Here is a 22,498-nt window from a genome sequence, read left to right on the forward strand (position 1 = left end):
CTTCACCGCTGAACGGCGACGGCTATAGATATTTGTTCAGGTTGTTCCACACGATGGCATATCCGCTCGGAAGCAGGTGGATTCCGTCAACGGAATACTCCTTCTTCAGGTTGCCCTCCGCATCGGCCAATCCCTCGTTCACGTCGATGAACGCATAACCATGCTTGGCCGCCAGCAGCTCGATGGCTTGGTTCGCTTCCCGAATCGCCTCGTTCGTCCGGTTGCGGAACACTTCTTCCATCGACTCTCGCGGCACGAAAGGAAACTCCGCCTTGGCATTCACGGGATAATAAGCCATGACGTATACCTGGCAGTCCGGCAATCTCCGGGCGATCCGAGTCAAAATCTCGTCGTAGCCGGCAAGCAGACGCTCCAGCTTGTAATCCGGCGCGCTGATGTCATTGGTTCCGATGTTGATGAAAATGTTGGAGGGCTCCAGCTCGAAGATGCATGCTTCCAACGACTCCAGCAACTCTGCCGTCACGAAGCCGGCTATGCCGCGGTTATACAGGCAGCAGCTGCGATCCAGCGTTTGCTGCAGCTCGTTGATCGGGAAAAACTCCATCAGCGACGACCCCGCAAACACCGTTTGCCCCTTCCGGGCCAGCTGGTTGAGCATCGAGTACTTTTTCGCCTTCTCCTTCTTCTCGTCCTGCGCTTCCGGCCGTACAGCCAACGAATCCGCCCACTGGTCGACAGAAATCACCTCTGCCTGGAGAGGGAACACTTTGTCGATTAAAACGCGATGGACTTCGGGATCGGCATCCAGGCATGCATCGGCAAGCACCTTAAGCACAAAGTCCTCGTCTGCCGCTTCCCGCAGCGTCGACAATACGACTCCGCTCGTTGCGATGCCGCTGAGAATGAGCGTATCGATCTCATTGGCGCGGAGGATGACTTCGAGGTCGCTCCCGGTGAATGCGCCGACCCGCAGCTTGGTCACGATCGGCTCGCCTGGCCGAGGCTGCAGCGAGGAGTGAATGCGCATAGCCGCTTCCGGAACGGCACCTCCGGACCTTCCCGCAATGCCGCCGAACATTTTATTGCGCGCACTGATCTCGGGATAGCCCTCTCGAAACGCCACCCGTACGAAAATAACGGGAATCGAGTGGCGGCGGGCGGTTTCAAGAGCTTTTTGGAACGGGAGCAGCTCATTCTCGTGTTCGATGTAACGCGATACGACGCTGTTTTGCATATCCATGACGAGCAGCGCGCTTTGGCAGCGTGAACTGTGCATGAGCTCGGCCTCCTTTTCTCCAACGTATCGAATTCAACCTGCCGATTGTATTTTCCTGCCCTCCGGGCGAAACGCGGATGCAGATTCAACATAAAGGACCATCCCCAGCCGGGAATGGCCCTTCTCCAATCATATGTTAGTTAGCGTTCTGCTGCTTCAGGTCTTCCAGCGCCTTGTCGATGTCGGCCGACAGGCTTGGGTCCAGATATTGCGGAGCCGAGCGTTTGGCCGGGGACGAGAAGTGGGCGAACGCCTCGGCCTGGGCTTCCATCAACAGCACTTTTTCTTCCACGCGGGCAAACCCTTTGGCGACATTTTCCGTTTGGAACGCGACGACGCTCTGGTTCATCTCCTTCAGCGAACCGGCGACATTGACCCGGGACGCCAGCAGCAGACGGCGATGGCTGTATTCCTCGGACTGGACGAGCAGCTGGCCGATCCTCTCCTCCAACAGCTTCGTCTGCTCTTGAATTGCGGCTTGCTGCGCCTTATAGACAGTCAGCTTTTTCTCCAGCAGCAGCTTCTCCTGCAGCGCCAGCCGGGCAATATGCTCCTCGCCCCTTGTCACGGCCAGCTTGGCCTGACGATCTCTTTTCTCCAGGCCGGCTTCGGTGTCGGCAATGAGAGCGGCTTGCCTTTTTTCAATGAACAGCTGGTTGGCATAAGCGCTCTGGCCCTTCGCCACCTCCTGCTCGAACTCGCGGATGTATTGATCGATCATGTGGAGAGGCTGCTCGAACCTATCCAAGAGCCCGTTCGTTTCCGCCAGAAAAGTGTTCTTGATCCGTTTGAAAATACCCATGTCAGTTCGACTCCTTTTTCGTTGTAGTGGTTTGGTTTTGTTCCCATTGGTCCAGGAATTCGGATGTGGAAGGAATTACGGGAGCAGCAAGGGCTGCGCGAGCTCCGGCTGGTCTCTTCCTTCTCTTGATGGCCCAGAGCAGCAATCCGGCTCCGAGAAGGGTTCCGCCGACAACTGCTCCGGCTCCCCAGCCATCATGCTCGCCGCCTTCGCCTCGCATTCCTCTGTCATGACGGCCGTTCGGTCCCGCGAACCCTTTCCCGCCGCCCTGTGCGGACATGAAGGATGTTCTTTCCTTCTGCTTTCCGTGATGATCGTCGGGCCTGTCCATTTTCGAGGCCAGATTGATGCCGACACCGATTACGGCGATGATCCCGGCTGCAAGCAGGATTTTCTTGATCCAAGGTTTACCAGATCTCATGCTTCATCCATCCTTTCGTTGCGTATTTCTTGTCTACATGGCTCACTATAGGCCCGAAAAGTATAAGTACGGTAAAATGAAAAAGAAAAAAGCACCCTTTCTCCGCCAGCCTGAGAAAGGGTGCCGCATTCAGTTGAGGGGGAATTTCACCGCAAAGGTGCTTCCATCACCTAGAGAGCTCTCGACCTCGATCGTCCCCCGATGGGCATCGACAATCCATTTCGCGATCGATAAGCCGAGGCCGGCGCTGCCTTCGTCCCGGGAACGATGCGCCTCCACCCGGTAGAACCGGTCGAAGATGCGCTGCCTGCCTTCCTCGGGAATGCCTATTCCGGTATCCCGTACGGTCAGCACCCATTGCTTGGCGCTGCTGCCCAGCGCAACGTCCACGGAACCGTTTTCCGGCGTGTACTTGATCGCATTGTCCAGCAGAATGTACACCAGCTGCTTGATGCGCTCGACATCGCCCGTGACCTCCAGCACCTCCGGCAGCTGGGCGGTCAATGAGATCCCGTTCTTGTGAGCCACAGCCTCAAACGCCGTCATCCATTGGCGGACCTTCGGCACCATGTTGAACGAAGCCATCTCGAACTCGACCGAGCCGGAGTCGGAACGGGCCAGCACCAGCAGATGCTGCACCATCCGGCTCATCCGTCCCACTTCTTCCTTCATATCCGACACGACTTCACGGGTGTAGACGGAAAAGTCCTCCCCGTTCTCAAGCTCGATGACATCCAGGGAAGTATTCATGATGCTGAGAGGGGTCCGAAGCTCATGCGACGCGTCAGCCAGAAATTGCTGCTGATGCCTGTATGCCCGCTGGATCGGAAGCATCGCTTTCTTGGACATGGAATAGCTCAGCCATACGGCGATGATGAAAAAGAGCAAAAGAATAAAGAGCAGCACAAGGAGCAGATTTTTGAGCACCTCAAGGTAGAAGGTTACATCTTTGGCCGCATAGATGACGACTGCCTGTCCGTCGGCGGTCATGAGCGGACGCGCGCCTACGAAGAGCAGCCGGTCGCTTTCCTTGAATTTCTTGCCGTCATGGCGGTCCCGGGACTCGGGCAGCCATTGCAGGCGGTATTCGGCCTTGCGCGGATGCCACCGGCCGATCTTCTCCAGGCTGGCGTCTCTGTTTTGCGGGAAGGCATCGCTGCCCGCGATCATTTTTCCGCCTTGATCCAAGATATAGAAGAAATACAGATCCTCCCCTCGGGAGTTGGACAGATCCGGGATCGCTATCCTTCCATTGTCCGTCGCGTACATCGTGGACTGGAGCGAATTGCGCTGCTCCTGATAAGCCATCCCCAGAAAGAAAAGGGAAGCGAGAAGCGAGAACAGAATGAGGAAGACGATGATCAGCCAGGCATAAGTGAACGTCAGCTTTTTTTGCGTTTGAACGAACAGATCGCTCTTTGGGCTTCTTTTATTTTTCAAACCGGTAGCCTACTCCCCTGACGCTGTGGATTCTCGCTTCTCCTTCCGCAGCCTCCAATTTGTCCCGAAGCATCTTGACCGTGACGTCCACATTCTTGTAGGACACCTCGCTGCCGAATCCCCATACGCGATCCAGAATGACCTCCCGGTTCAATACATGGCCGCTGTTCTGAACGAATACATCCAGCAGCTGGTATTCCCGCTGGCTGAGGAAAATCTCCTCCCCGCTCCTGAACAACTGGCGCGAGGTACGGTTCAACGTAAACCTCCCGAACGTCAGCACATCCGCTTGGATAGGGGCGAAATTGCGACGCGTGAGGGAACGGAGGCGCGCCAGCATCTCATCCATCTCGAACGGCTTCGTCAAATAGTCGTCCGCTCCGGCATCAAGCCCGAGCACTTTATCCTGCAGGGCGTCCTTGGCGGTCAACAGGAGGATGGCTTGGCCATAATTCGCGGCGCGCAGGCTCTTGCACACCTCGATTCCATCCGTGCGGGGCATCATCCAGTCCAGGATCAGGACATCATAGGAGGATTGCCTGGCATACTCCAGCGCATCCTCCCCTGTTTCGACCCAATCGACATGGTAGCCGCCTTTTTTCTCCAGCATATATTTCACTAGCTTGCCCAGTTTCTTGTCGTCTTCGGCAAGAAGAATGTTCATCTCGGTTTCACCGCCGCTTGGAAGATTACGTCTAGATTATCACAGAAAAAGTATAAACGCGGTAAAGAGAATGGGGATAGGCGTAAAAGGCTTTGCCCGCGCAAGGAGATAATTTGACGGCTCCGACCTCCTGCAGCGAACCCATCTCCTCCAGCTGCTGGATGTAATAGTCGCTCAGCGTGAAAGCGTCCTCCTCATGCAATCCGCCCTCGATCGTTGCCCGGCAGATAAGGGCGATGCCTGTTATCCGATGATGAATTCCATGGCAGAGGTCCTCATCCGCTCCCTCTCCCCGTTCCGTACGTAGTGCATCAGGACACGCTCATGAGCCAGATTCGCATGGAGCAGCCCGCTGCGGTTTCTACGCCAATATCGGAAGAACGGCCTTTCTTGATTAGAACTCCGCACCTCGAATCTGGCTTTGAACATCCTTTCTACATTATAGCTGCTATCGCCCTGTTCATATCGAACAAGGCTGCCGCTCCTTTGGTCATGCCGGTAACCGCATGTTTCGACGCGCTGTAAGCTACAGCTGTCGGCGCTCTCACCAACCCGCCAACGGACGAATTGAACACATTGCCTGGTGCATTAGTTAAAATGTGTTGAATTCACTTGGTAGCTGATATTATTCAAGACATAATTCGACTTATCATTCACCACTCTGGATTTGATTTCCTAGACACAGCAAATCCCCTTCCAAGGTAGATTTGAATGCTTCTACCTTAGAAGGGGATTATTTGAAACTCCACTATTCAGCTCATTTATTTAGGCTTTGTTCAATTTATCAATCAGAGCTTCACGTGCTGATCGTATTCTCCCTGCTCCTGTCGCATAAGCCCCGTCGAACTAATGTCAGGTCACAGTTCCTGCGTGCTGAATTTCTGAAATGGTCTTCGATGTTCATCATAATACTCTTGATACTTTCCATTCGTGTAGGAGTTGACCAAACTACGCCAAAACGCCTGTGCCTTATAATTGTTCCACATTTCGTGAATGAGCCAGTTCCCAGGAAACATATCGAATATGCTCTTGGCCACAGCCTTACCAACACCTTTTCCCCCGAACTTCTCCATCACAAAAAACTCACCAATTTGATTTGGTTCATCAACGGTTCCCTTGATAACGAGTACAAATCCTGCCAATTCCCCATTAACACGTAGAATGAATGGTTCACGATTCGGGTTATCCCAATATTCATCAAGATCGGGAAGCCCATCATAAAGTCCGCTGTGTTCTTCCAACATGATTGCAGGCATATATTTGCTAAACTCGTACAAATAAAACTGTGACAGATTGTGTACGATAGGTTTCTCCGCTAAGAGTGCTTTGGTTAATTCAATGTGCAATCATAACACCTTCCTGACTGTAAATAGAAAAGTCCTCCATATCTTAGTGTCGTGGTACCTTGTGTTGCGCTATCGTCTCCCGTTAATTGAACCATCACTCCGTTTTTCGACGGTATCCCTCTTCAAGGATTTGTTTCAAACCTTCAATTCTTTTTCCAATAAACATATTCCAAAATGTTTTACCTTTTTCAGCCAGTTCTGTGTGTGAATAAATTCCTTCTTCAAACTTTCCCCAGCAACCATCCTGAGTCAGTTTATCCCACCCTAAGTAATCTGCATAAAGGCGGTTTTCGGATGGTATGTCTGAACCCATTGCATTGGTTGTAACCAATTCTGGACAAAGCCACATAGCTGTACAAACGGACAATAAACCACCGTGCATTTCGTTTAAGCCTTGTAAACCTGCCGCTTCGACCGCTTCTTCCCATGCGAGATGATTATTATGGTTTGCGGTAATCAAGATTATCTGAGGATATTTGTAATTAATTTGCTTGACGAAGGCTCCCTCCCAATAGGAACCGCCATGTCCAGTACAGACCAAAAACTTCCTGAATCCTTGTCTTATTAGGTTGCAAATAATTTCCTCCAACATGGCTGTTAAAACATTAGGGCTTACCGTAACTGTCCCCTTGAAATGAGCATGTTCTTCAGAGGTGTTAAACGGAATTGTAGGCAACACGTAAGCATTTAGCTCTCTTCCATAAGCATGGGCATAAAGCTCTGCTATTAGCGTATCCAGATGCATTGGTAGGTACGGTCCAAACTGTTCCGTCGCTCCTACCGATAGAACAGCTGTATCAATCCCACTTTCTGAAAGTTCCATTGTCGTGTTCTTATAACTAAGCATACTTGCACTCCTTAAAAGGCTTGATTTTTTAAATTGTACCATTATTGGATGGTGGAAAACGGCTATAACTAAACTATTCAGACGATTTGTAATTAAACTCTACTGTCCTTTAGCTGAATGCCCTTGCACACCTTAGTTAGCAAGGACAGATCGAGTCGATAATCTTTGACATGCTATAATCAAAATTTTCAATGTATTTCTCTCTGGGAAAGTTGTGGAGGCGTTGCTGAAATCTGTGCCAGTAACAGATCTTGCTGTGAGTGTACGTAATCCAGAGAAAGCTGAAGGCTTGCGGGCAAGGGGAGTCGAAGTTCGGCATGGAGATTTTGATCATTCAGCAGGCTGGTGTTAAATTTATTGCTTATACCAGCATGCCGAATGCAAAGGAAAGTAAGAATCTTTTGGTTCCGACTCATCCAAAGAAGTTTCCGTACAACAGGTGGATGACGCTACTTATGCTAACATCATGAAGGATGCAGGATTACCCGATTTTGTAGTCCGTATCTTCGTAGCCAGCCAACAGGGTATTCGAGAGGGGACATTGGCAATCGAAAGCAATGATTTTGAAAAAGTGCTCGGTCGTCCACTAATGCCAATCAACCAAGCACTTCGTCAAATCATTGGCGAACTTGGGAACAACCGAAAGCTTTTAGATTATGCGAAACAAGCGTCCGATGTTCATTCTGACGCCATCTACATCCAAGCGTTGATTCACCTCCAAAAAATAGAAAAGGCTATTGATGTATGTCTTTATACACCAATAGCCTTTTATGTTTGATTCCTATTCATTTTTTTGTCTCATCCTTCCTGCTCACGACAGTTATATAATAATGTCGTGTGTATTATCATTCCTAAAAACGTTGGATTTTTTATGGCTATCATAGGTTTGGTCAAGGGTTGTTTTTCTGTCCTATCGCGCCTTTCCACTGGTAGGAACCAATTTGCGCATGGTTCAATTGTTCCCATATATTTCCTCGATATGCGAGTCACTTGAGTGTGACAATTATTATGAATCATTGTATACTTTTCTGAAAGTACACACTTATTTGTAAGATAGTATCTTAATATATACTGATAGGGGGTTAAGACTTGGGTGACCAACAATTTAAATCCTCCGTGGAAATGACACTGAAAGTAATCGGCGGCAAGTGGAAGCCGGTTATTCTTTGCCATCTTACCGAGGGAGCCAAAAGATTCGGAGAGCTTCGCCGCGATATGCCGGCCATCACACAAAAGATGTTGACTCAACAATTAAGGGAGCTTGAAGATGATGGCATCCTGAACCGAAAAGTATATACGCAGGTGCCTCCAAAGGTGGAATATAGCTTGACGGAATATGGTCTTACCTTGAAAGAAGTATTGAATGTGATGGCGAAATGGGGTCTACAGCATTTGACAACCGTTACAGACCAGCATGATTTACCACCAACGGAACATTCATAAAAATTGAACAAAAAACTCAAAATAAGAACCTTGGGAAACCGAGGTCCTTTTTTATTTCATCACAGTTTCTTTTTTGACACTACATTCTTTTTAGTGCTTTTTTTGATCGTTAGGTTTAGAATGAAGTCCGATTTACTTAAAACCAACACCAAGGAGTGGCAGAGCATGGAACTTCAATTAGCGCTGGATCTTGTCGACATCCCTCAAGCCAAAGAGGTTGTAAAAGAAGTCGAAGCTTACATTGACATTGTGGAGATCGGCACGCCGGTCGTTATCAATGAGGGATTAAGAGCCGTGAAGGAAATCAAAGACGCTTTTCCCCATCTTAAAGTCCTTGCCGATTTAAAGGTCATGGATGCAGCTGGCTACGAGGTCATGAAGGCTTCCGAAGCAGGAGCAGATATTGTTACGATTCTTGGCGTTGCCGAGGATATGACGATCAAAGGAGCCGTTGAAGAAGCTAAGAAACAGGGAAAGAAAATTCTCGTCGATATGATCGGCGTAAAAAACCTTGAGCAGCGGGCTAAAGAAGTAGATGCCTTTGGTGTGGACTATATTTGCGTCCATACCGGTTATGATCTGCAGGCCGTCGGGAAAAACTCTTTTGAAGACCTTCAGACAATCAAACGAGTAGTCAAAAATGCGAAAACCGCTGTAGCCGGAGGTATTAAATTAAGCACGCTGCCGGATGTCGTCAAATCCCAGCCGGACCTCGTCATTGTCGGCGGCGGCATTACCAGCGAAAAAGATAAAAAAGCTGCCGCTGCAGAAATGCAAAAAATGGTCAAGCAAGGCCCCTCTGTATAATGCAGACCGTACAGTACCTTGCTCACATCCGCAATGAGCTGAACTCAGTCGCGGATGTAATTTCCGATGCTGAGGCAGAGGCACTGATCTCGACACTTCTTCATGCGCGGAGAGTTTATGTAGCCGGTGCTGGCCGCTCAGGCTTGATGGTGCGTTCCTTTGCCATGCGGCTTATGCATTTGGGCTTAGAAGCTTACGTCGTTGGGGAAACGATAGCTCCAGGCTTAGCCCAAGGGGATCTGCTTCTTATCGCTACAGGCTCAGGGGAAACAAAAAGTTTGATTCCCATGACTCAAAAAGCAAAGAGTCTTCAAGCTTCTGTAGCGGCTGTTACCATTTCTCCACAATCGACAATCGGCAAATTGGCGGACATTACGGTAACTATGCCTGGTTCACCCAAAGAGCAACAGGGGAACCAAACCATTCAACCGATGGGATCCCTGTTTGAGCAAACCCTGTTATTATTTTTCGATGCTGTCGTATTACGAATTATGGAGATCAAATCTATAGATTCTCAAACCATGTTAAGTCGCCATGCGAATCTGGAGTAGATCGGACAAAACAAGGCGCTGAAATAGCGGAAATTAGATTTTTTATCAGGGTAAAATGTCGTCAATTGTGATGCATTTTACCCCTTTTTTGCGCATGTCATCTCTGGGACACGGTTTTATGATTTTTGTCTAAAGCATAAAATTTGATTTTGGATGTAAAGTAAAGTAATATAGAGATATCGCAAATTACCAATATCCTTTTGTTCGATTAATTTATACGCATTCCAAGCAAAATAGACTTTAATAAGATCAGAAAGGGGCGGGAACCGTTGAATCGGGAATCAACAATGATAAATGACGAACAGGCAGTCGAAATTTTCAAGGCTCTGTCAAATCAGATAAGAGTAAATATTCTGCAAATGTTGAAAGAACCTGATCATAATTTTTCCCCGCAGGCCCATGTCATCAAAGAAAAAGACTTTGATGGCGGGGTTTGTGTTAGTGATATTCGCAGCAAAGTAGGACTATCACAGCCCACCACCTCCCAGTACTTGTCTATTTTATTGCAAAGCGGGCTGGTGGAAATGAAACGAATCGGACAATGGACTTATTATCGACGCAATGAGGAAACCATTAAACAATTTGAAAAATATATAGGCATAAAAATATAACCTTTTAAGGAGGACCATGAGTGAGTTTTCAAAATCATCGTGCCTATAACAGCATGTACCGGAAAGACAAAATGACACTTGGATTTGTCCTCCCGACTGCCAGGATGTCTAAAAATCCGATTATGGAGAATCAGCTGGAGCTTGCCCGTAAAATTGAGGAATATGGCTTTGCTTCATTATGGCTCCGTGATACTACGATGCAGAATTTGAATATTGATGATAACGGCCAAATGTACGATTTATGGATTTATTTGACGTATCTTGCTGCCTATACGAAGCACATTGCGTTAGTGACAGGAAGTATAGTTCTCCCTTTGCGCCACCCCGTCAGGGTAGCCAAGGAAGCTGCATCAATCGATCGATTGTTTCCAGGTCGATTGATTATGGGAGTGGCATCCGGGGACAGGGAAAAGGACTTTATAGCTTTAGGGATATCCAAGCAAGAAAGCGGTCCGTTATTTAAAGAAAATTTCGAAATTCTCGACCGCCTGTTGAAAGAGGATCAGCCTACAATTCACAGTCACGCCGGGCTGATCGATGGTACAGATATGAGGTTGATTCCAAAGCCAGTATCTTCGATTCCTACCATGGTGACTGGATTTAGCAATCAGTCAATCGATTGGATAGCCAGGAATGGGGATGGGTGGCTTCAATACCCAAGAAGCATTATTCAACAGGCGCAGCTTATTCATGATTATCGTGCTTTAACTGAAGTTCATGCTCCAGGGGATTTCAAACCCTTCTCTCAAAGCTTGTTCATCGATTTATCGGAAAATCCCGATGAACTGCCCGTCCCCATACCCTTAGGCTATTCCGTGGGAAGAAACCGTTTAGTTGATCTCCTTCATCAATTTCAAGAGATTGGTGTCAACCATTTGGCGTTTGTTCTGTATTTTTCCAAGCGCCCTCCAGAGGAAGTAATCGAGGAACTTGGAGAATTTGTCTTACCTCACTTCCCAACCCATAAAGGTACAGGCCAGTTTTAAAAAATTAAATTGTATAAAAGGAGGAAGAATGATGACAAAGAAAATAGAACTTTCAGTACTAGATCCCTCCCCAATTGTCGAGGGAGGATCAGCCGAACTTTCCCTTCAAAACACGCTTGATCTTGCAAAGAAAACAGAGCAATGGGGATATAAACGGTTTTGGCTTGCTGAACATCATAATTGGGCAGGAATGGCGAGTTCAGCATCCCCGATCGTAATTGGACGAGTAGCCTCTGTCACGGAAAAAATGCGTATTGGATCAGGCGCAATGCTTCTTTCCCATTATTCTCCTCTTTCCGTCGCTGAGCAATTTGGAACATTAGAAACCTTCTTCCCTGGCCGGATCGACCTTGGATTGGGGCGGGCACCAGGCACCGACCAATATACAGCAAATGTATTGCGGCAGCGGGTTGCTGGTGAACCTGAATTCGATGCCCGGCTTGAGGAGCTTATCGCATATCTTTATGGTACAGGAACAACCACTAAGAATGGTTCATTTAGCTTTCACGCCATTCCCGGCGAAAAAACAAATGTGCCAATTTGGCTGTTAGGTTCAGCGTTTTACAGTGCACAATTGGCTGGAATACTGGGGTTGCCATTCTCTTTCGCTGGACATTTTGCTCCCGGCAACATGATGGAGGCCATAAAACTGTACCGGGATTCTTTTCGTCCGTCTCAATTTTTGGAGGAGCCTTATGTACTGTTAGCCGTTCAAGTGGTGGCTGCTGATGAGAAACAGGAGGCACAAAGGCTTGCCACTTCGATGTATCAAAAATTTCTTTTGTTAACCCGCGGACAGTCATCGCCCCTTTTGCCTCCTGTTGATAATATGGACGAGCTTGGGAACGATAATGAACGGAGGGCGGTTGAAGAACAGCTTTTCACTTCCATCATCGGGGACCCTGCAGGTGTGAAGCAGCAGCTCCATGAGTTAATAGAAAAAACTGACGCTGATGAAATTATGGCTCATACAGAGATTTTTGATCATAAGGCACGGCTCCGCTCTTATGAAATTTTGGCTCAGGCTGCAGTAAATTAAACGTGTCCAGTCTAATAAAGGAGGTATTTCTGCAGATATTAAATCACTTAAATTATAGGTTTGAACCGACGTAATTTTTAAAGAAAGAAGATGAGCATATGCCTGAAAATAATACAAAACAAATTACGGATATTCCATTCTCGGTCCTGGATCTCTCTCCAATTGCAGATGGAAGTACGCCGGCTGATTCTTTTCGCAATACTTTGGAGCTGGCCCGGCTCGCTGAAAAGCTGGGGTATAACCGATATTGGCTCGCTGAGCATCATAATATGCCATTTATCGCCAGCTCTGCAACATCGGTAGTCATTTCCCATGTTGCAGCAGGAACGTCAAAAATCCGGGTAGGTTCAGGCGGCATCATGCTGCCGAATCATGCACCTCTTGTTATTGCTGAGCAATTTGGCACTCTGGAATCATTATATCCAGGACGCATTGATCTTGGCTTGGGCCGTGCACCAGGCACTGACCAGCTTACCGCACGTGCTTTAAGACGTGACTTGAGAAGTTCAGGAGAAGATTTCCCTGAGCAGCTGGCTGAGCTCCGGAATTACTTTGACCCTTCTCTGGCACAAGGACATAGTCATGTTAAAGCAATTCCGGGTGAAGGATTAAACATACCTGTTTGGCTGTTAGGTTCAAGCGGATACAGTGCCCAGCTGGCAGGAGAGCTTGGACTGCCGTTTGCATTTGCGAGCCATTTCTCGCCGCATAACACACTGCCGGCTATCCAGCTGTACCGCAGTTCGTTTAAGCCTTCTAAAGTACTGGACAAGCCGCATGCAATGGTAGGGCTTAACATCATTGCAGCGGACACAGATCAAGAAGCTGAGCGGCTCGCTACAACATTGCAGCAGCAATTCTTGAATTTGATGCGCGGGAAGGAAGTCCCATTGCAGCCGCCAGTGGATAATATTAATGATTTAGCGAGAGACTATGAAATAGCTGCCCTTGAGAATCAATTAGGAACTTCGATTGTCGGCAGTCCTCAAACCGTAAAAGAAAAACTGGAAAAGTTTTTGGCTGAAAGCCAAGCCGATGAAATCATGGCAATCGCCCAGGTATACGATCATAAGGCCCGCCTCCATTCCTATGAAATATTGGCAGAAATTACTCAGCTAAAGTAGGTCAAAACTGGCCGATGCTTATGGCGAGCTTTTAATGTATCTCTATAAAACCCTTTAACAAAACTTGATGTAAACAAAAGGAGAAAAAAGATGAATCCAAAATATGAACCTGCTTTTAAACCATTTACCTTCCGTTCTGGAGTTGAAATAAAGAACCATATTACAATGGCACCCATGACCAATACGGCGTCACATGAAAATGGTGAAGTATCAGACGAAGAAGTTGCGTATTATCAAGAACGTGCCGGTGGTGTAGGAGCGGTAATCACCGCATGCACATACGTCACCAGGAATGGAAAAGGATTCCCGGGTGAATTTGGTGCGGATTCCGATTCCCTAATCCCTAGTTTAAAACGTGTGGCGACAGCTATACAGGAAAAAGGTTCAAAGGCGATTTTACAAATTTTTCACGGTGGCAGAATGTGCCCGCCTGAAGAATTGCTCGATCGTCAACCGATTGCTCCGAGTGCGGTAGCAGCGGACCGAGACGATGCCGTGGTACCTCGGGAAATGACAGCAGACGAAATCGATGAAATTGTTAAAGCATTTGGTGAAGCAACCAGAAGAGCAATCGAAGCTGGGTATGATGGAGTTGAAATCCATGGTGCCAACACGTATTTGATTCAGCAATTCTTTTCTCCCCACTCCAATCGCAGAACTGACAAGTGGGGTGGAACACTGGAAAAACGTATGTCCTTCCCGCTTGCTGTAGTTGACGCTGTTAAAAAAGCAGTTTCAGACCATGCGACAAAACCTTTTATCGTCGGCTATCGGTTATCGCCTGAAGAAAGAGAGAATCCTGGCATCACCATGGAAGATACGTTGCAATTGGTGGACAAGTTAGCGGACCAGGACCTGGATTATCTCCATATTTCTGTCGGCGCATTTTGGAACGGATCAGTCCGTGATAGTAACGATCAGACATCCCGAGTTGTTATGATCCATGAGCGTGTCGGTGATCGTATTCCTGTGATGGGTGTTGGCATGCTGCGGACACCCGAGGAAGTGATGAAAGCATTTGAAACAGGTGTGCCTTTGATCGCTTTAGGCAGGGAATTGATAATGGAACCTCAGTGGGTACAAAAAGTACAAGCCGGTGAAGAAGACAAAATCCGTACAACTTTATCTAAAAAAGATCAAAAAGAACTGGCCATTTCTGATAAAATGTGGGAGTACTATACAGGCTTCCCTGGCTGGTTTCCTATTGTATAAGGAGTTCGATTCCATCTCTGCTTCTTGAATTGTTCAACAAAAAATGGAATCCTGATGGTTATTGTCCTTGCTCAGCAAGCATAAGAACAACCTTATAAACTTTAAAGAGGCTGTCCCATAAGTGAGCTTATGGGCAGCCTCTTTGCTATCTATCGATTGTACTTTTTGCGTGGATGCCAACAAAAAAGGCAGCTCCCTGATGAGGGATAGCTACCTTCGTTTAAGATTATTATGAACAGGTAGGAGCAGGGCATTCATCAATTCTCATACGAAGTAAACCATATGGTTTTTCCCGCAGGTCTCTTCCATAATGAAATCTCGCCTGCCGATGTAATTGATTCACAATGACATATAAGTATTGATCGGGGCCAATAGAAAAAGTATCCGGCCATAAAATTCTCGGGTCATGTGCGATCGTTTCCATTGTGCCATTCGGCAATATCTTCCGGATACTGTTGTTTTCATAGTCTCCCGCATAAACGGTTCCTTTTGCGCCGGTGATCATTCCATCAGACGCACCTTTTTCCCCCCAATACTGCACATATTGGGATAAATCCATGTCCGGTATCCTTCTGTCTCTTAAGGCTTCTGTTGAGATCGAGAACAGCTGACGGCTTGTTAGCGGAGCGTAAAATAAAACCTTTCCATCAGGAGAAATCGCTAAACTATCGGAAGCCAATCTAAATGGGGAAGTCGAGCCGTCCGGGTATCGATTCATCAAGATTTTACCTTCTACTTTCGGTAACATATAGGGATCAGGTGATGTTGACATTGCCCCATTTAACCGCCTAAACGCGTTCCCATTTTCTAAATCTACGACGATAACAGCCCCTGGCCCCCTGGTAGAAGAATCCGTGATATATGCATAGCCTGCTCTTCCAACCCGGAAATCCAAACGGACATCATTCAGATAAGTTGTTGGCAAGACAACATCTTCTGTAAAGGTATATACTCTCCTTATTGTATTCGTGCTTAAATCAACAGCAACTAATTTTGCTCCCCCTTGAATAGGTTCAGAAAAATTTGGTGCCCCTGTATCCAGTACCCAAAGTGTTCCTCTTCCATCAGCAACGATACTTTGGACACTGACGAAAGACTTCGTAATATTCTCAGGATTAACCAAATTGGTTTCTAAATTGGGATAAGGCCGCAATTCACCCTCGACAATTTCTGCCACAGTAAATTGAACGTCGTCTCCCCATTTCGGAAAGCATACAAAAATACGACAGGTTTCGGAAACGCTGACACCTGTGGGCATAGCCCCATAAAAAGCATGCACCAGTTCAAACTGTCCAAAATATTTTTCCATAGATAACATAGGTTGCATGATATCCTCCTCATCAATTCCGAACGGATATCACCTATATATGATGAGAATTTTTTGTAGTGCCTGGTTCTTGATAATTTTTCACGGTTTCGCTCGTCGTGGCAAGACGTGCTCGAATACGCCCCCGTCCCAAAGCAGGGCCGTTAATCACATCTTTTTCCTGTTAGCGCACATAAAAAGAGCAGGTTGCTAGGAGGCGACCTGCTCTTTGTTTATTGAGTTATATGTTCTACACGGTAAATTTGTTTCATTGGCTCCACGGATACTTCCCGAGGGTTGGATGGGTACAAGGGTCCTCAACGGCTCCCGCTGCCATCTGATCCAAATGCTTTTCGAAGTCCGTGCTCGTCCGTATCGCCGGGCATTAGCCAAGCCGTGCGGGATTTTAAAAATCGCTCCGCTTTTATGAGATAAGCTGTGCACAATCCCAAAAAATCTACCCCTGTTTAATCAATTCACGCATTGCCGCAGCTGCAGCTTTCTTATCCGCCTGGCCAGTAATACCGCCGCCTACAATCACCAGATCCGGCTGAGCTTTAACGACTTCCGGCAGTGTGTCGAGCTTGATGCCGCCTGCAACTGCAGTTTTCGCGTTTTTCACCACACGTTTAATGGTTTGCAGGTCATCGAAAGAATTTTGACCAACAGCTTGCAGATCATAACCGGTGTGCACACAAATGTAATCTACGCCGAGCGCATCTACTTCTTTTGCACGTTGTTCCAAATTTTTAACAGCAATCATATCAATCAGGATTTTTTTTCCTTGTTTTTTAGCCTCTTCAACGGCACCTTTAATAGTCATATCTTCAGCCGCACCGAGGATTGTGACGATGTCGGCACCCGCCTCGGAAGCTTTCATCACTTCGTAGCCAGCAGCATCCATTACTTTAAGGTCCGCCAGCACTTTCAAATTCGGGAATGCCTGCTTCATTTCTTTAACGGCCCGAAGACCTTCGTTAATGACAACTGGAGTGCCGATTTCTACGATGTCCACGTATTGCTCTACTTCCTTGACAAGTGCAATACTTTCCGGGATGTTTACTAGATCCAATGCTAATTGAAGTTCCATGTGTTTCGCTCCCATTCCAATATTTCAATTACGCCAGAGTGTAATTGTTTTCTTTACAGTTACTATTCTAATACGTACAAATCATTTTCGAAAGTACGTACTTTAATCATACATAGTGTTTATAAAGTTATATAGTATCTTTAACCATACTATTAGGGAGCTGCTTGTGCTCGTCTAGAGTTAACTTGCGATAAAATAGATATGGGGGTGAGAGAATGCAACGTGTCTCTCATAAAGAGTTTAATTGCGAAAAGGAATTGACACTCTATGTCATTGGCGGCAAATGGAAAAAGATTATCTCTTGTCCCGGATATCACACAAAAAATGCTGGTCAATCACCTGCGCGAACTGGAAGAAGACCAGATCGTTCATCGAGGGAGCGCATTGATTACTACCATATTAAAGGGTTAGAAAAGCATGTGATATTCCCTCTTCTCCGTATGGTTCCCCGCGCTGTTTGTAACGGCTAACAGTGTTTTAATCATTACCTTTCAAAGGGTATACTAGTTAAGGAAAGGATGTGGTTTATTATGGCTACAATGAAGGCGGTAGGACTAACCCGATACCTTCCAATTGAAAATCCAGAAAGCTTAGTAGATGTAGTTGTGGAGAAACCAAGAGCGGCGGGACGTGACATCTTGGTCAAAGTTATCGCTATATCGGTCAATCCGGTTGACACTAAGGTACGTGCGCCTAAAGACAGAGTTGAAGAAGTTCCAAAAATTTTAGGTTGGGATGTTGCAGGAATTGTTGAAGAGGCGGGACCGGACTGCTCGTTGTTCCGTCCGGGGGATGAAGTTTTTTATGCGGGCAGCATTGCACGACAAGGCGGAAACAGTGAATACCATCTGGTTGATGAACGGATTGTAGGGCGCAAGCCAACTTCCTTGAATTTCGCGGAAGCGGCCGCTCTTCCTTTAACCTCTATCACAGCTTGGGAAGCATTATTTACCCGAATGTCGATTTCTCAAGATTCGGGCGCCAACGAAGAAAAATCCCTGCTGATCATCGGGGCAGCTGGGGGTGTAGGGTCCATTGCCATCCAGCTTGCAAAACAAGCGGGGCTCATTGTAATCGGGACTGCTTCCCGGCCGGAAACCGTCGATTGGGTTAAATCCATGGGCGCCGACTATACCATTAATCACCATGACCCGCTCCTTCCGCAGCTTGAAGCAATTGGGTTTTCAAGCGTTCCGTATATTTTCTGCCTGAATGCTTTGGAAAAACACTGGGCCGGCATCAGCGAAGCCGTTTCTCCCCAAGGAGTCGTTTGCGCAATTGATGATCCTACCTCTCCGCTCAACCTCAATTTGCTTAAGCAAAAAAGCGCCACCTTCGTGTGGGAGTTTATGTTTACGCGCTCGCTTTATGAAACGGATGATATGATCGAGCAACACTTACTGCTCAATCGGATAGCTGATGCTGTAGATAATCAAAAATTGAAGACAACGCTCGCCGAAGTACTTGGACCGATCTCAGCAGAGAATCTTCGCCAAGCCCACAAGCTATTGGAGAGCAATAGGACGATTGGCAAGGTTGTTCTAGAGAATTTTGTTTAAACACCTGTTCTTGGAAAGCACACAATAGAATTCCCTTGCCCAATAAGCAGGTGATACGTTTATTCGCAAGAAGAAATAAGTTGGAGCCGGCTGCTGTTTGTAGTCGGCTACAATTTTGCTATAAGAAAAACTTGAACATATTTATGATACGGTTCTTCATATCATGTATGTTTGAAGCGAAATTGTTAAGTACCCTTAAAAGGGTTCCATATAGGTTTACCGCACGTGCAAAGCACCATTTACTTACTTTTTTCCTTTAACCAACTTTCAAATTCGGAGGCTACAATGCGTTCCCCCGTGATGCCCTCCGCTTCCTGCGAAGCCAAAAAGACAATAGGCTCCGCCATGACCTCCGGCTGCATCAGCCGGAATTTCGCCTCGATCTCGCTGCGCAGATCATCCGGAATCATTCCCGTCGCCGTTGCTCCGCCCGGAAGCAACATGTTGACCGAAATTCCAAATTCCCTTAGATCCTCCGCCATGATTGCCGACAGCGATTCTGTTGCGGCGCGCGACGGACCGTACGGAACAAAACCCTTTCTTTTCATGGTCTCATGATTCATGGAAATGTTGATGATTCGTCCTTTTCCTTGTTCGATCATGAGTGGGGTAAATCCTCGCGCTACCAGAAAATAACCGGTGAGATTGGTTTCGATAAGATCGCGGAACCCTGCCGGCGTCACCTTGTAAAAGGGCTGCGGCTCCGCCAGAAAACGCGGGTTAACCGTTCGCATCCCGATGCCGGCATTGTTTACAAGGACATCAATTTTGCCCCATTCAGTTTTTACCCATTTCACCGCATCTTCTACAGATCCCTCTGATCTTACATCCAGTGGAAGCTCAAAAACAGTCGTATATCCCTTTTCTTTAAGTTTTTTTACGGCTTCTGTTAATTTTGACCCTGGACGGGATGCTACCGCTACTTTTGCCCCTTTATCAAGAAGGGCTTCTGCCATGGCATAACCTAAGCCGTCGGAGGCACCGGTAATGACAACATGTACATTTTCTAATGCTTTTACCATTCTTTCACCTCATTCAAAGGATTAGAGCGCACTCCACTTGATTATAAACAATTATGTGATGAAATCTCCTGTTCCGTTAAACTCCCGTTAATAAATCCCTGCATTTTCAAACCTGATATTCCCCCATTATCAGTCCTGACCGCCGATTTTCTTTCCGTGGAACAATTTCAAAAACGTTCGCATCGTTTTCGAAAGAGCCGTTTTTCGTTTTTCTCCTTGAGAGCAAGAAAAGAAGCGGGATTTTACCCACTCCATTCATGGATATACGAATGCCTATGATGACGGGATCGATGCATACCTAAATCGTATGATTCATATCATGTATCGAATCAGTCGAGAGGGAGAGGACGCAGATGGTAAAAATCACTCTGGAGGTCGCCAAAGTGTTGATTCACGCAGCGGAACTCCGGGCAAGGGAGCTCGGGATCGCGGAAGTGATCGCCATCGTAGACGATGGCGGGAATTTCGTTGCTTCTCATCGGATGGACCATGCCTGGCTGGCCAGTGTCGATATCGCCCATAATAAGGCATGGACGGCGGTCGCGCTAAAAATGCCCACGGCGAGCCTTGCTCCGATGGCGGTCCCGAGCGGGGAGCTGTACGGGATCAATACGACCAACCACGGACGCGTGGTCGTGTTCGGAGGGGGGATTCCGTTGTTGTTCGAAGGGAGAATCGTCGGGGCGGTCGGCGCAAGCGGCAGTAAGGTCGCAAACGACATTGAGGTTGCGAAAGCGGCGGTGCGGGCTTTCGAAACCTATCCGAAGGCGCGGATCGGGTCTTCCGGGAGCTTGCTGTAAACCTGCGGTTTTAGCCCTATAACGAAACTAGGTCCCGCCATTATTGACGAAAAATCGGCTAAACACATGGGGCTGTCCCGCAGGGTACAATACCCCGTGGCACAGCCCCTCTTTTCATGCCATTATTTAAGGCTTCAGGACGAATTTAATGCATTCGTCCGCATGGTTGTAAAAGGTATTGTACGCGTTATGCGCCTGATCGAGCGGCACTTTATGCGTGATGATCTCCGTCGGATCGAACTCGCCTGCCATAATTTTTTGGTACAGCATCGGCATGTAATGAATCACGGGCGCCTGTCCCATGGTCAGCTTCACGTTTCGTTCCCAAATGTTTCCGAACATGAACTGGTTGTATTTAGAACCGTATACCCCCGTAATCTGAATCGTGCCGAATTTCCGCACCGCATTCATCGCAATGTTGATCGGGCTGAGCGTTCCGCCAACCAGCTTGGCCTTCTGCTCTTCCTCCTCCAATGGCGTCTTCTTGCCGTCCATTCCGACGCAATCGATGACGACATCCGCACCCCCGCCTGTTATTTCTTTTATATGCAGCCCCATGTCTGTGTAATCTTCAAAGTTGAAGATTTCGACGTTATTCATTTTTTTGGCATGGTTCAGCCGGTACGGGATATTGTCGATCGCGATGACCCGTTTGGCCCCTTTCATCCAGGCGAATTTTTGCGCCATCAAGCCGACGGGGCCGCAGCCGAGCACCACCACCGTATCCCCCTGCTTCACGCCGCCGTTGTCCACGCTCCAATAGGCCGTCGGCAGCACGTCGGACAGGAACAGGAGCTTCTCATCCTCCAATTCGCATGACTCCGGAATAACGAACGGCATGAAATTGCCGTACGGCACGTAAAGCAATTCGGCTTGTCCGCCCGGATAATTTCCGTAACGTTCGGTAAACCCGAAGTAACCTCCCGTATCCACTTGGGGATTGGGGTTGGAGTTGTCGCATTGGCTCTCCATATCATGCTGGCAGTAATGACAGCTGCCGCAAGAGACATTGAATGGGAGCACGACCCGGTCCCCTTTTTTGACCCTTGTCACCTCAGGGCCCACATCTTCGACGATGCCCATCGGTTCATGTCCGACCACGTATCCGGGTTGGGCTTGAATCGCCCCTTGGTATATATGGAGATCGGAACCGCATATGGCGGTCGAGGTGATCCTGACGATAATCCCGTCTTTTTTCTGAATCGTCGGATCAGCGACCTGCTTCACTTGCATGTCCTTCATGCCATTGAAAGTTACAGCCTTCATAATCACCCTCCTGTTATGGCATGCCTTGAATTTGCATGCATGCTTCTATTATGGAATTGGAGAGTGAGGATCATACATTCGATGAACGGTGTTTTCGACGAATATGCCAGTGTAGCGAATTTCTGCGCTGTTCATTCGTTCCAATTCATTTAATAGACCCTAAAGCACTGCTTTGTTTTACTATTCTTCCTTCATCACTTTTTAACAACAGGGGCAGTAATGCTTCTGTGATAAAAAATGGCGCGAAGGTGTTTACTTCAAATGCACACCAATGGCTTGAATACCTTCGTTTTGCAGTCTACTCGCAGCTTGAAAGCGGGCTTTCCATACGATTGCATTAAAAAAGGAGGGGACGGTACGGGTTTGGGGCTTCTAATGGAGAGGGAGAACTCGTAAACGATAGTGGAACGGATAGTTTGACCCCATACAAGTGGCTGGCCTGAGCGAAGGCGTTTCGGTTGCGGGCGGTCAATTTCACCGGATTGCTTCACGCTCGGGGAGACGAGTTGACGGTTCAAGTCGGAACCGACTCCTGGAACAATTGGTATCTGGCCGCAGATTCGATTACGGATTATCCGGTCGTCAACGATTCCATCGTCTTACCGTCCGTTTCAAAGTAAAGGCTGATGCTTCTTCGGGGCCTCATACCTTTACTTTGATAGGAACGAACGCTGACATTAACATGCTGGATTCCAATTTCAAAGTCTATCAAGTGCCATCCATCTAATCTGAACAACCTGCTGCGTTGCCTCCGAAGACGACAACAATCACGTAACGGGCAGAGTGAATATTAGCGGGATCACGCCGGTGGACAACGCCATCGTGGAAACCGGCGGTTTCGGATATCTCGTCACGGGGATTACCGGCTTGAACTTTACAGTGGATCCTAAAAGTCTTGCAAAACGCAAATTCATTCGGAAGCGTC

22 protein-coding genes and 3 pseudogenes are annotated in these 22,498 nt (G+C 47.6%); 13 read left to right on the plus strand and 12 right to left on the minus strand.

Annotated elements, in window-relative coordinates; genetic code table 11:
* Positions 1-22 precede the first annotated feature (22 nt).
* From ACLBWT_RS11685 to ACLBWT_RS11720, 8 genes are all read right to left on the minus strand, one after another.
* Positions 23-1,237 carry an isochorismatase family protein gene (locus ACLBWT_RS11685; RefSeq protein WP_447663299.1) on the minus strand — a complete coding sequence of 405 codons (1,215 nt, stop codon included), beginning with the start codon at positions 1,235-1,237 and terminating at the stop codon, positions 23-25.
* 136 nt (positions 1,238-1,373) lie between these two features.
* Positions 1,374-2,039, minus strand: coding sequence for a PspA/IM30 family protein (locus ACLBWT_RS11690; RefSeq protein ID WP_447663300.1), 666 nt, complete (start codon positions 2,037-2,039; stop codon positions 1,374-1,376).
* A 1-nt stretch (position 2,040) separates the two neighbouring features.
* Positions 2,041-2,460, minus strand: coding sequence for a hypothetical protein (locus tag ACLBWT_RS11695; RefSeq protein ID WP_447663301.1), 420 nt, complete (start codon positions 2,458-2,460; stop codon positions 2,041-2,043).
* A gap of 129 nt (positions 2,461-2,589) precedes the next feature.
* Positions 2,590-3,900: a sensor histidine kinase gene (locus ACLBWT_RS11700; protein ID WP_447663302.1), complete on the minus strand. Its 1,311-nt coding sequence runs from the start codon at positions 3,898-3,900 to the stop codon at positions 2,590-2,592.
* Positions 3,890-4,564 (minus strand): response regulator transcription factor, encoded by a 675-nt coding sequence (locus ACLBWT_RS11705; protein WP_447663303.1) that lies wholly within the window; start codon positions 4,562-4,564, stop codon positions 3,890-3,892. The genes ACLBWT_RS11700 and ACLBWT_RS11705 overlap by 11 nt, the downstream gene beginning before the upstream one ends.
* Before the next feature lie 434 nt (positions 4,565-4,998).
* A complete protein-coding gene (locus ACLBWT_RS11710; RefSeq protein WP_447663304.1) occupies positions 4,999-5,139 on the minus strand; it encodes an SDR family NAD(P)-dependent oxidoreductase in 141 nt (46 codons plus the stop codon).
* A gap of 282 nt (positions 5,140-5,421) precedes the next feature.
* The gene (locus tag ACLBWT_RS11715) at positions 5,422-5,910 is read right to left on the minus strand and encodes a GNAT family N-acetyltransferase (protein ID WP_447663305.1); all 489 of its coding nucleotides are present in this window, start codon (positions 5,908-5,910) and stop codon (positions 5,422-5,424) included.
* A gap of 94 nt (positions 5,911-6,004) precedes the next feature.
* Positions 6,005-6,757 carry a creatininase family protein gene (locus tag ACLBWT_RS11720; RefSeq protein ID WP_447663306.1) on the minus strand — a complete coding sequence of 251 codons (753 nt, stop codon included), beginning with the start codon at positions 6,755-6,757 and terminating at the stop codon, positions 6,005-6,007.
* Positions 6,758-6,932: 175 nt separating this feature from the next.
* Between ACLBWT_RS11720 and ACLBWT_RS11725 the strand changes: the two are divergent.
* From ACLBWT_RS11725 to ACLBWT_RS11765, 9 genes and pseudogenes are all read left to right on the plus strand, one after another.
* Positions 6,933-7,388 (plus strand): annotated as a pseudogene (locus tag ACLBWT_RS11725) (hypothetical protein); the annotation flags it as partial.
* A 491-nt stretch (positions 7,389-7,879) separates the two neighbouring features.
* A complete protein-coding gene (locus ACLBWT_RS11730; RefSeq protein ID WP_447663423.1) occupies positions 7,880-8,200 on the plus strand; it encodes a winged helix-turn-helix transcriptional regulator in 321 nt (106 codons plus the stop codon).
* Between the two features lie 165 nt (positions 8,201-8,365).
* Complete coding sequence (gene hxlA / locus ACLBWT_RS11735; protein WP_447663307.1) at positions 8,366-9,007, plus strand: 3-hexulose-6-phosphate synthase; 642 nt, start codon at positions 8,366-8,368, stop codon at positions 9,005-9,007.
* The gene (hxlB, locus tag ACLBWT_RS11740; RefSeq protein ID WP_447663308.1) at positions 9,007-9,558 is read left to right on the plus strand and encodes a 6-phospho-3-hexuloisomerase; all 552 of its coding nucleotides are present in this window, start codon (positions 9,007-9,009) and stop codon (positions 9,556-9,558) included. Before hxlA (ACLBWT_RS11735) ends, hxlB begins: the two co-directional genes overlap by 1 nt.
* Positions 9,559-9,845: 287 nt before the next feature.
* Positions 9,846-10,169, plus strand: a complete 324-nt coding sequence (locus ACLBWT_RS11745; protein WP_447663424.1) for an ArsR/SmtB family transcription factor — start codon at positions 9,846-9,848, stop codon at positions 10,167-10,169.
* Positions 10,170-10,189: 20 nt separating this feature from the next.
* Positions 10,190-11,155 carry a TIGR03571 family LLM class oxidoreductase gene (locus ACLBWT_RS11750; RefSeq protein ID WP_447663309.1) on the plus strand — a complete coding sequence of 322 codons (966 nt, stop codon included), beginning with the start codon at positions 10,190-10,192 and terminating at the stop codon, positions 11,153-11,155.
* A gap of 31 nt (positions 11,156-11,186) precedes the next feature.
* Positions 11,187-12,194 (plus strand): LLM class flavin-dependent oxidoreductase, encoded by a 1,008-nt coding sequence (locus ACLBWT_RS11755; protein WP_447663425.1) that lies wholly within the window; start codon positions 11,187-11,189, stop codon positions 12,192-12,194.
* A 98-nt stretch (positions 12,195-12,292) separates the two neighbouring features.
* Positions 12,293-13,318 (plus strand): LLM class flavin-dependent oxidoreductase, encoded by a 1,026-nt coding sequence (locus ACLBWT_RS11760; protein WP_447663310.1) that lies wholly within the window; start codon positions 12,293-12,295, stop codon positions 13,316-13,318.
* A 90-nt stretch (positions 13,319-13,408) separates the two neighbouring features.
* Complete coding sequence (locus tag ACLBWT_RS11765) at positions 13,409-14,530, plus strand: NADH-dependent flavin oxidoreductase (RefSeq protein ID WP_447663311.1); 1,122 nt, start codon at positions 13,409-13,411, stop codon at positions 14,528-14,530.
* 229 nt (positions 14,531-14,759) lie between these two features.
* On the opposite strand, the gene ACLBWT_RS11770 is transcribed toward ACLBWT_RS11765, so the two are convergent.
* Both ACLBWT_RS11770 and hxlA (ACLBWT_RS11775) read right to left on the minus strand, forming a co-directional pair.
* A complete protein-coding gene (locus tag ACLBWT_RS11770; protein WP_447663312.1) occupies positions 14,760-15,857 on the minus strand; it encodes an L-dopachrome tautomerase-related protein in 1,098 nt (365 codons plus the stop codon).
* Positions 15,858-16,293: 436 nt separating this feature from the next.
* Positions 16,294-16,926 carry a 3-hexulose-6-phosphate synthase gene (hxlA, locus tag ACLBWT_RS11775; RefSeq protein WP_447663313.1) on the minus strand — a complete coding sequence of 211 codons (633 nt, stop codon included), beginning with the start codon at positions 16,924-16,926 and terminating at the stop codon, positions 16,294-16,296.
* A gap of 215 nt (positions 16,927-17,141) precedes the next feature.
* Between hxlA (ACLBWT_RS11775) and ACLBWT_RS11780 the strand changes: the two are divergent.
* Together ACLBWT_RS11780 and ACLBWT_RS11785 are read left to right on the plus strand one after the other, a co-directional pair.
* Positions 17,142-17,301: pseudogene (locus ACLBWT_RS11780) on the plus strand (winged helix-turn-helix transcriptional regulator); the annotation flags it as partial.
* A gap of 155 nt (positions 17,302-17,456) precedes the next feature.
* Positions 17,457-18,485 carry a zinc-binding alcohol dehydrogenase family protein gene (locus tag ACLBWT_RS11785; protein WP_447663314.1) on the plus strand — a complete coding sequence of 343 codons (1,029 nt, stop codon included), beginning with the start codon at positions 17,457-17,459 and terminating at the stop codon, positions 18,483-18,485.
* A 239-nt stretch (positions 18,486-18,724) separates the two neighbouring features.
* Here the strand turns inward: ACLBWT_RS11785 and ACLBWT_RS11790 are convergent, their stop codons facing one another.
* Positions 18,725-19,507 (minus strand): SDR family NAD(P)-dependent oxidoreductase, encoded by a 783-nt coding sequence (locus ACLBWT_RS11790; protein WP_447663315.1) that lies wholly within the window; start codon positions 19,505-19,507, stop codon positions 18,725-18,727.
* Positions 19,508-19,860: 353 nt separating this feature from the next.
* On the opposite strand from ACLBWT_RS11790, the gene ACLBWT_RS11795 reads away from it, so the two are divergent.
* Positions 19,861-20,307: a GlcG/HbpS family heme-binding protein gene (locus tag ACLBWT_RS11795; protein WP_447663316.1), complete on the plus strand. Its 447-nt coding sequence runs from the start codon at positions 19,861-19,863 to the stop codon at positions 20,305-20,307.
* Positions 20,308-20,433: 126 nt separating this feature from the next.
* On the opposite strand, the gene ACLBWT_RS11800 is transcribed toward ACLBWT_RS11795, so the two are convergent.
* Positions 20,434-21,573 (minus strand): zinc-dependent alcohol dehydrogenase, encoded by a 1,140-nt coding sequence (locus tag ACLBWT_RS11800; protein ID WP_447663317.1) that lies wholly within the window; start codon positions 21,571-21,573, stop codon positions 20,434-20,436.
* A 322-nt stretch (positions 21,574-21,895) separates the two neighbouring features.
* On the opposite strand from ACLBWT_RS11800, the pseudogene ACLBWT_RS11805 reads away from it, so the two are divergent.
* Positions 21,896-21,949: pseudogene (locus tag ACLBWT_RS11805) on the plus strand (hypothetical protein); the annotation flags it as partial.
* Positions 21,950-22,498 lie beyond the last annotated feature (549 nt).

The organism is Paenibacillus sp. D51F (genome assembly GCF_053345695.1).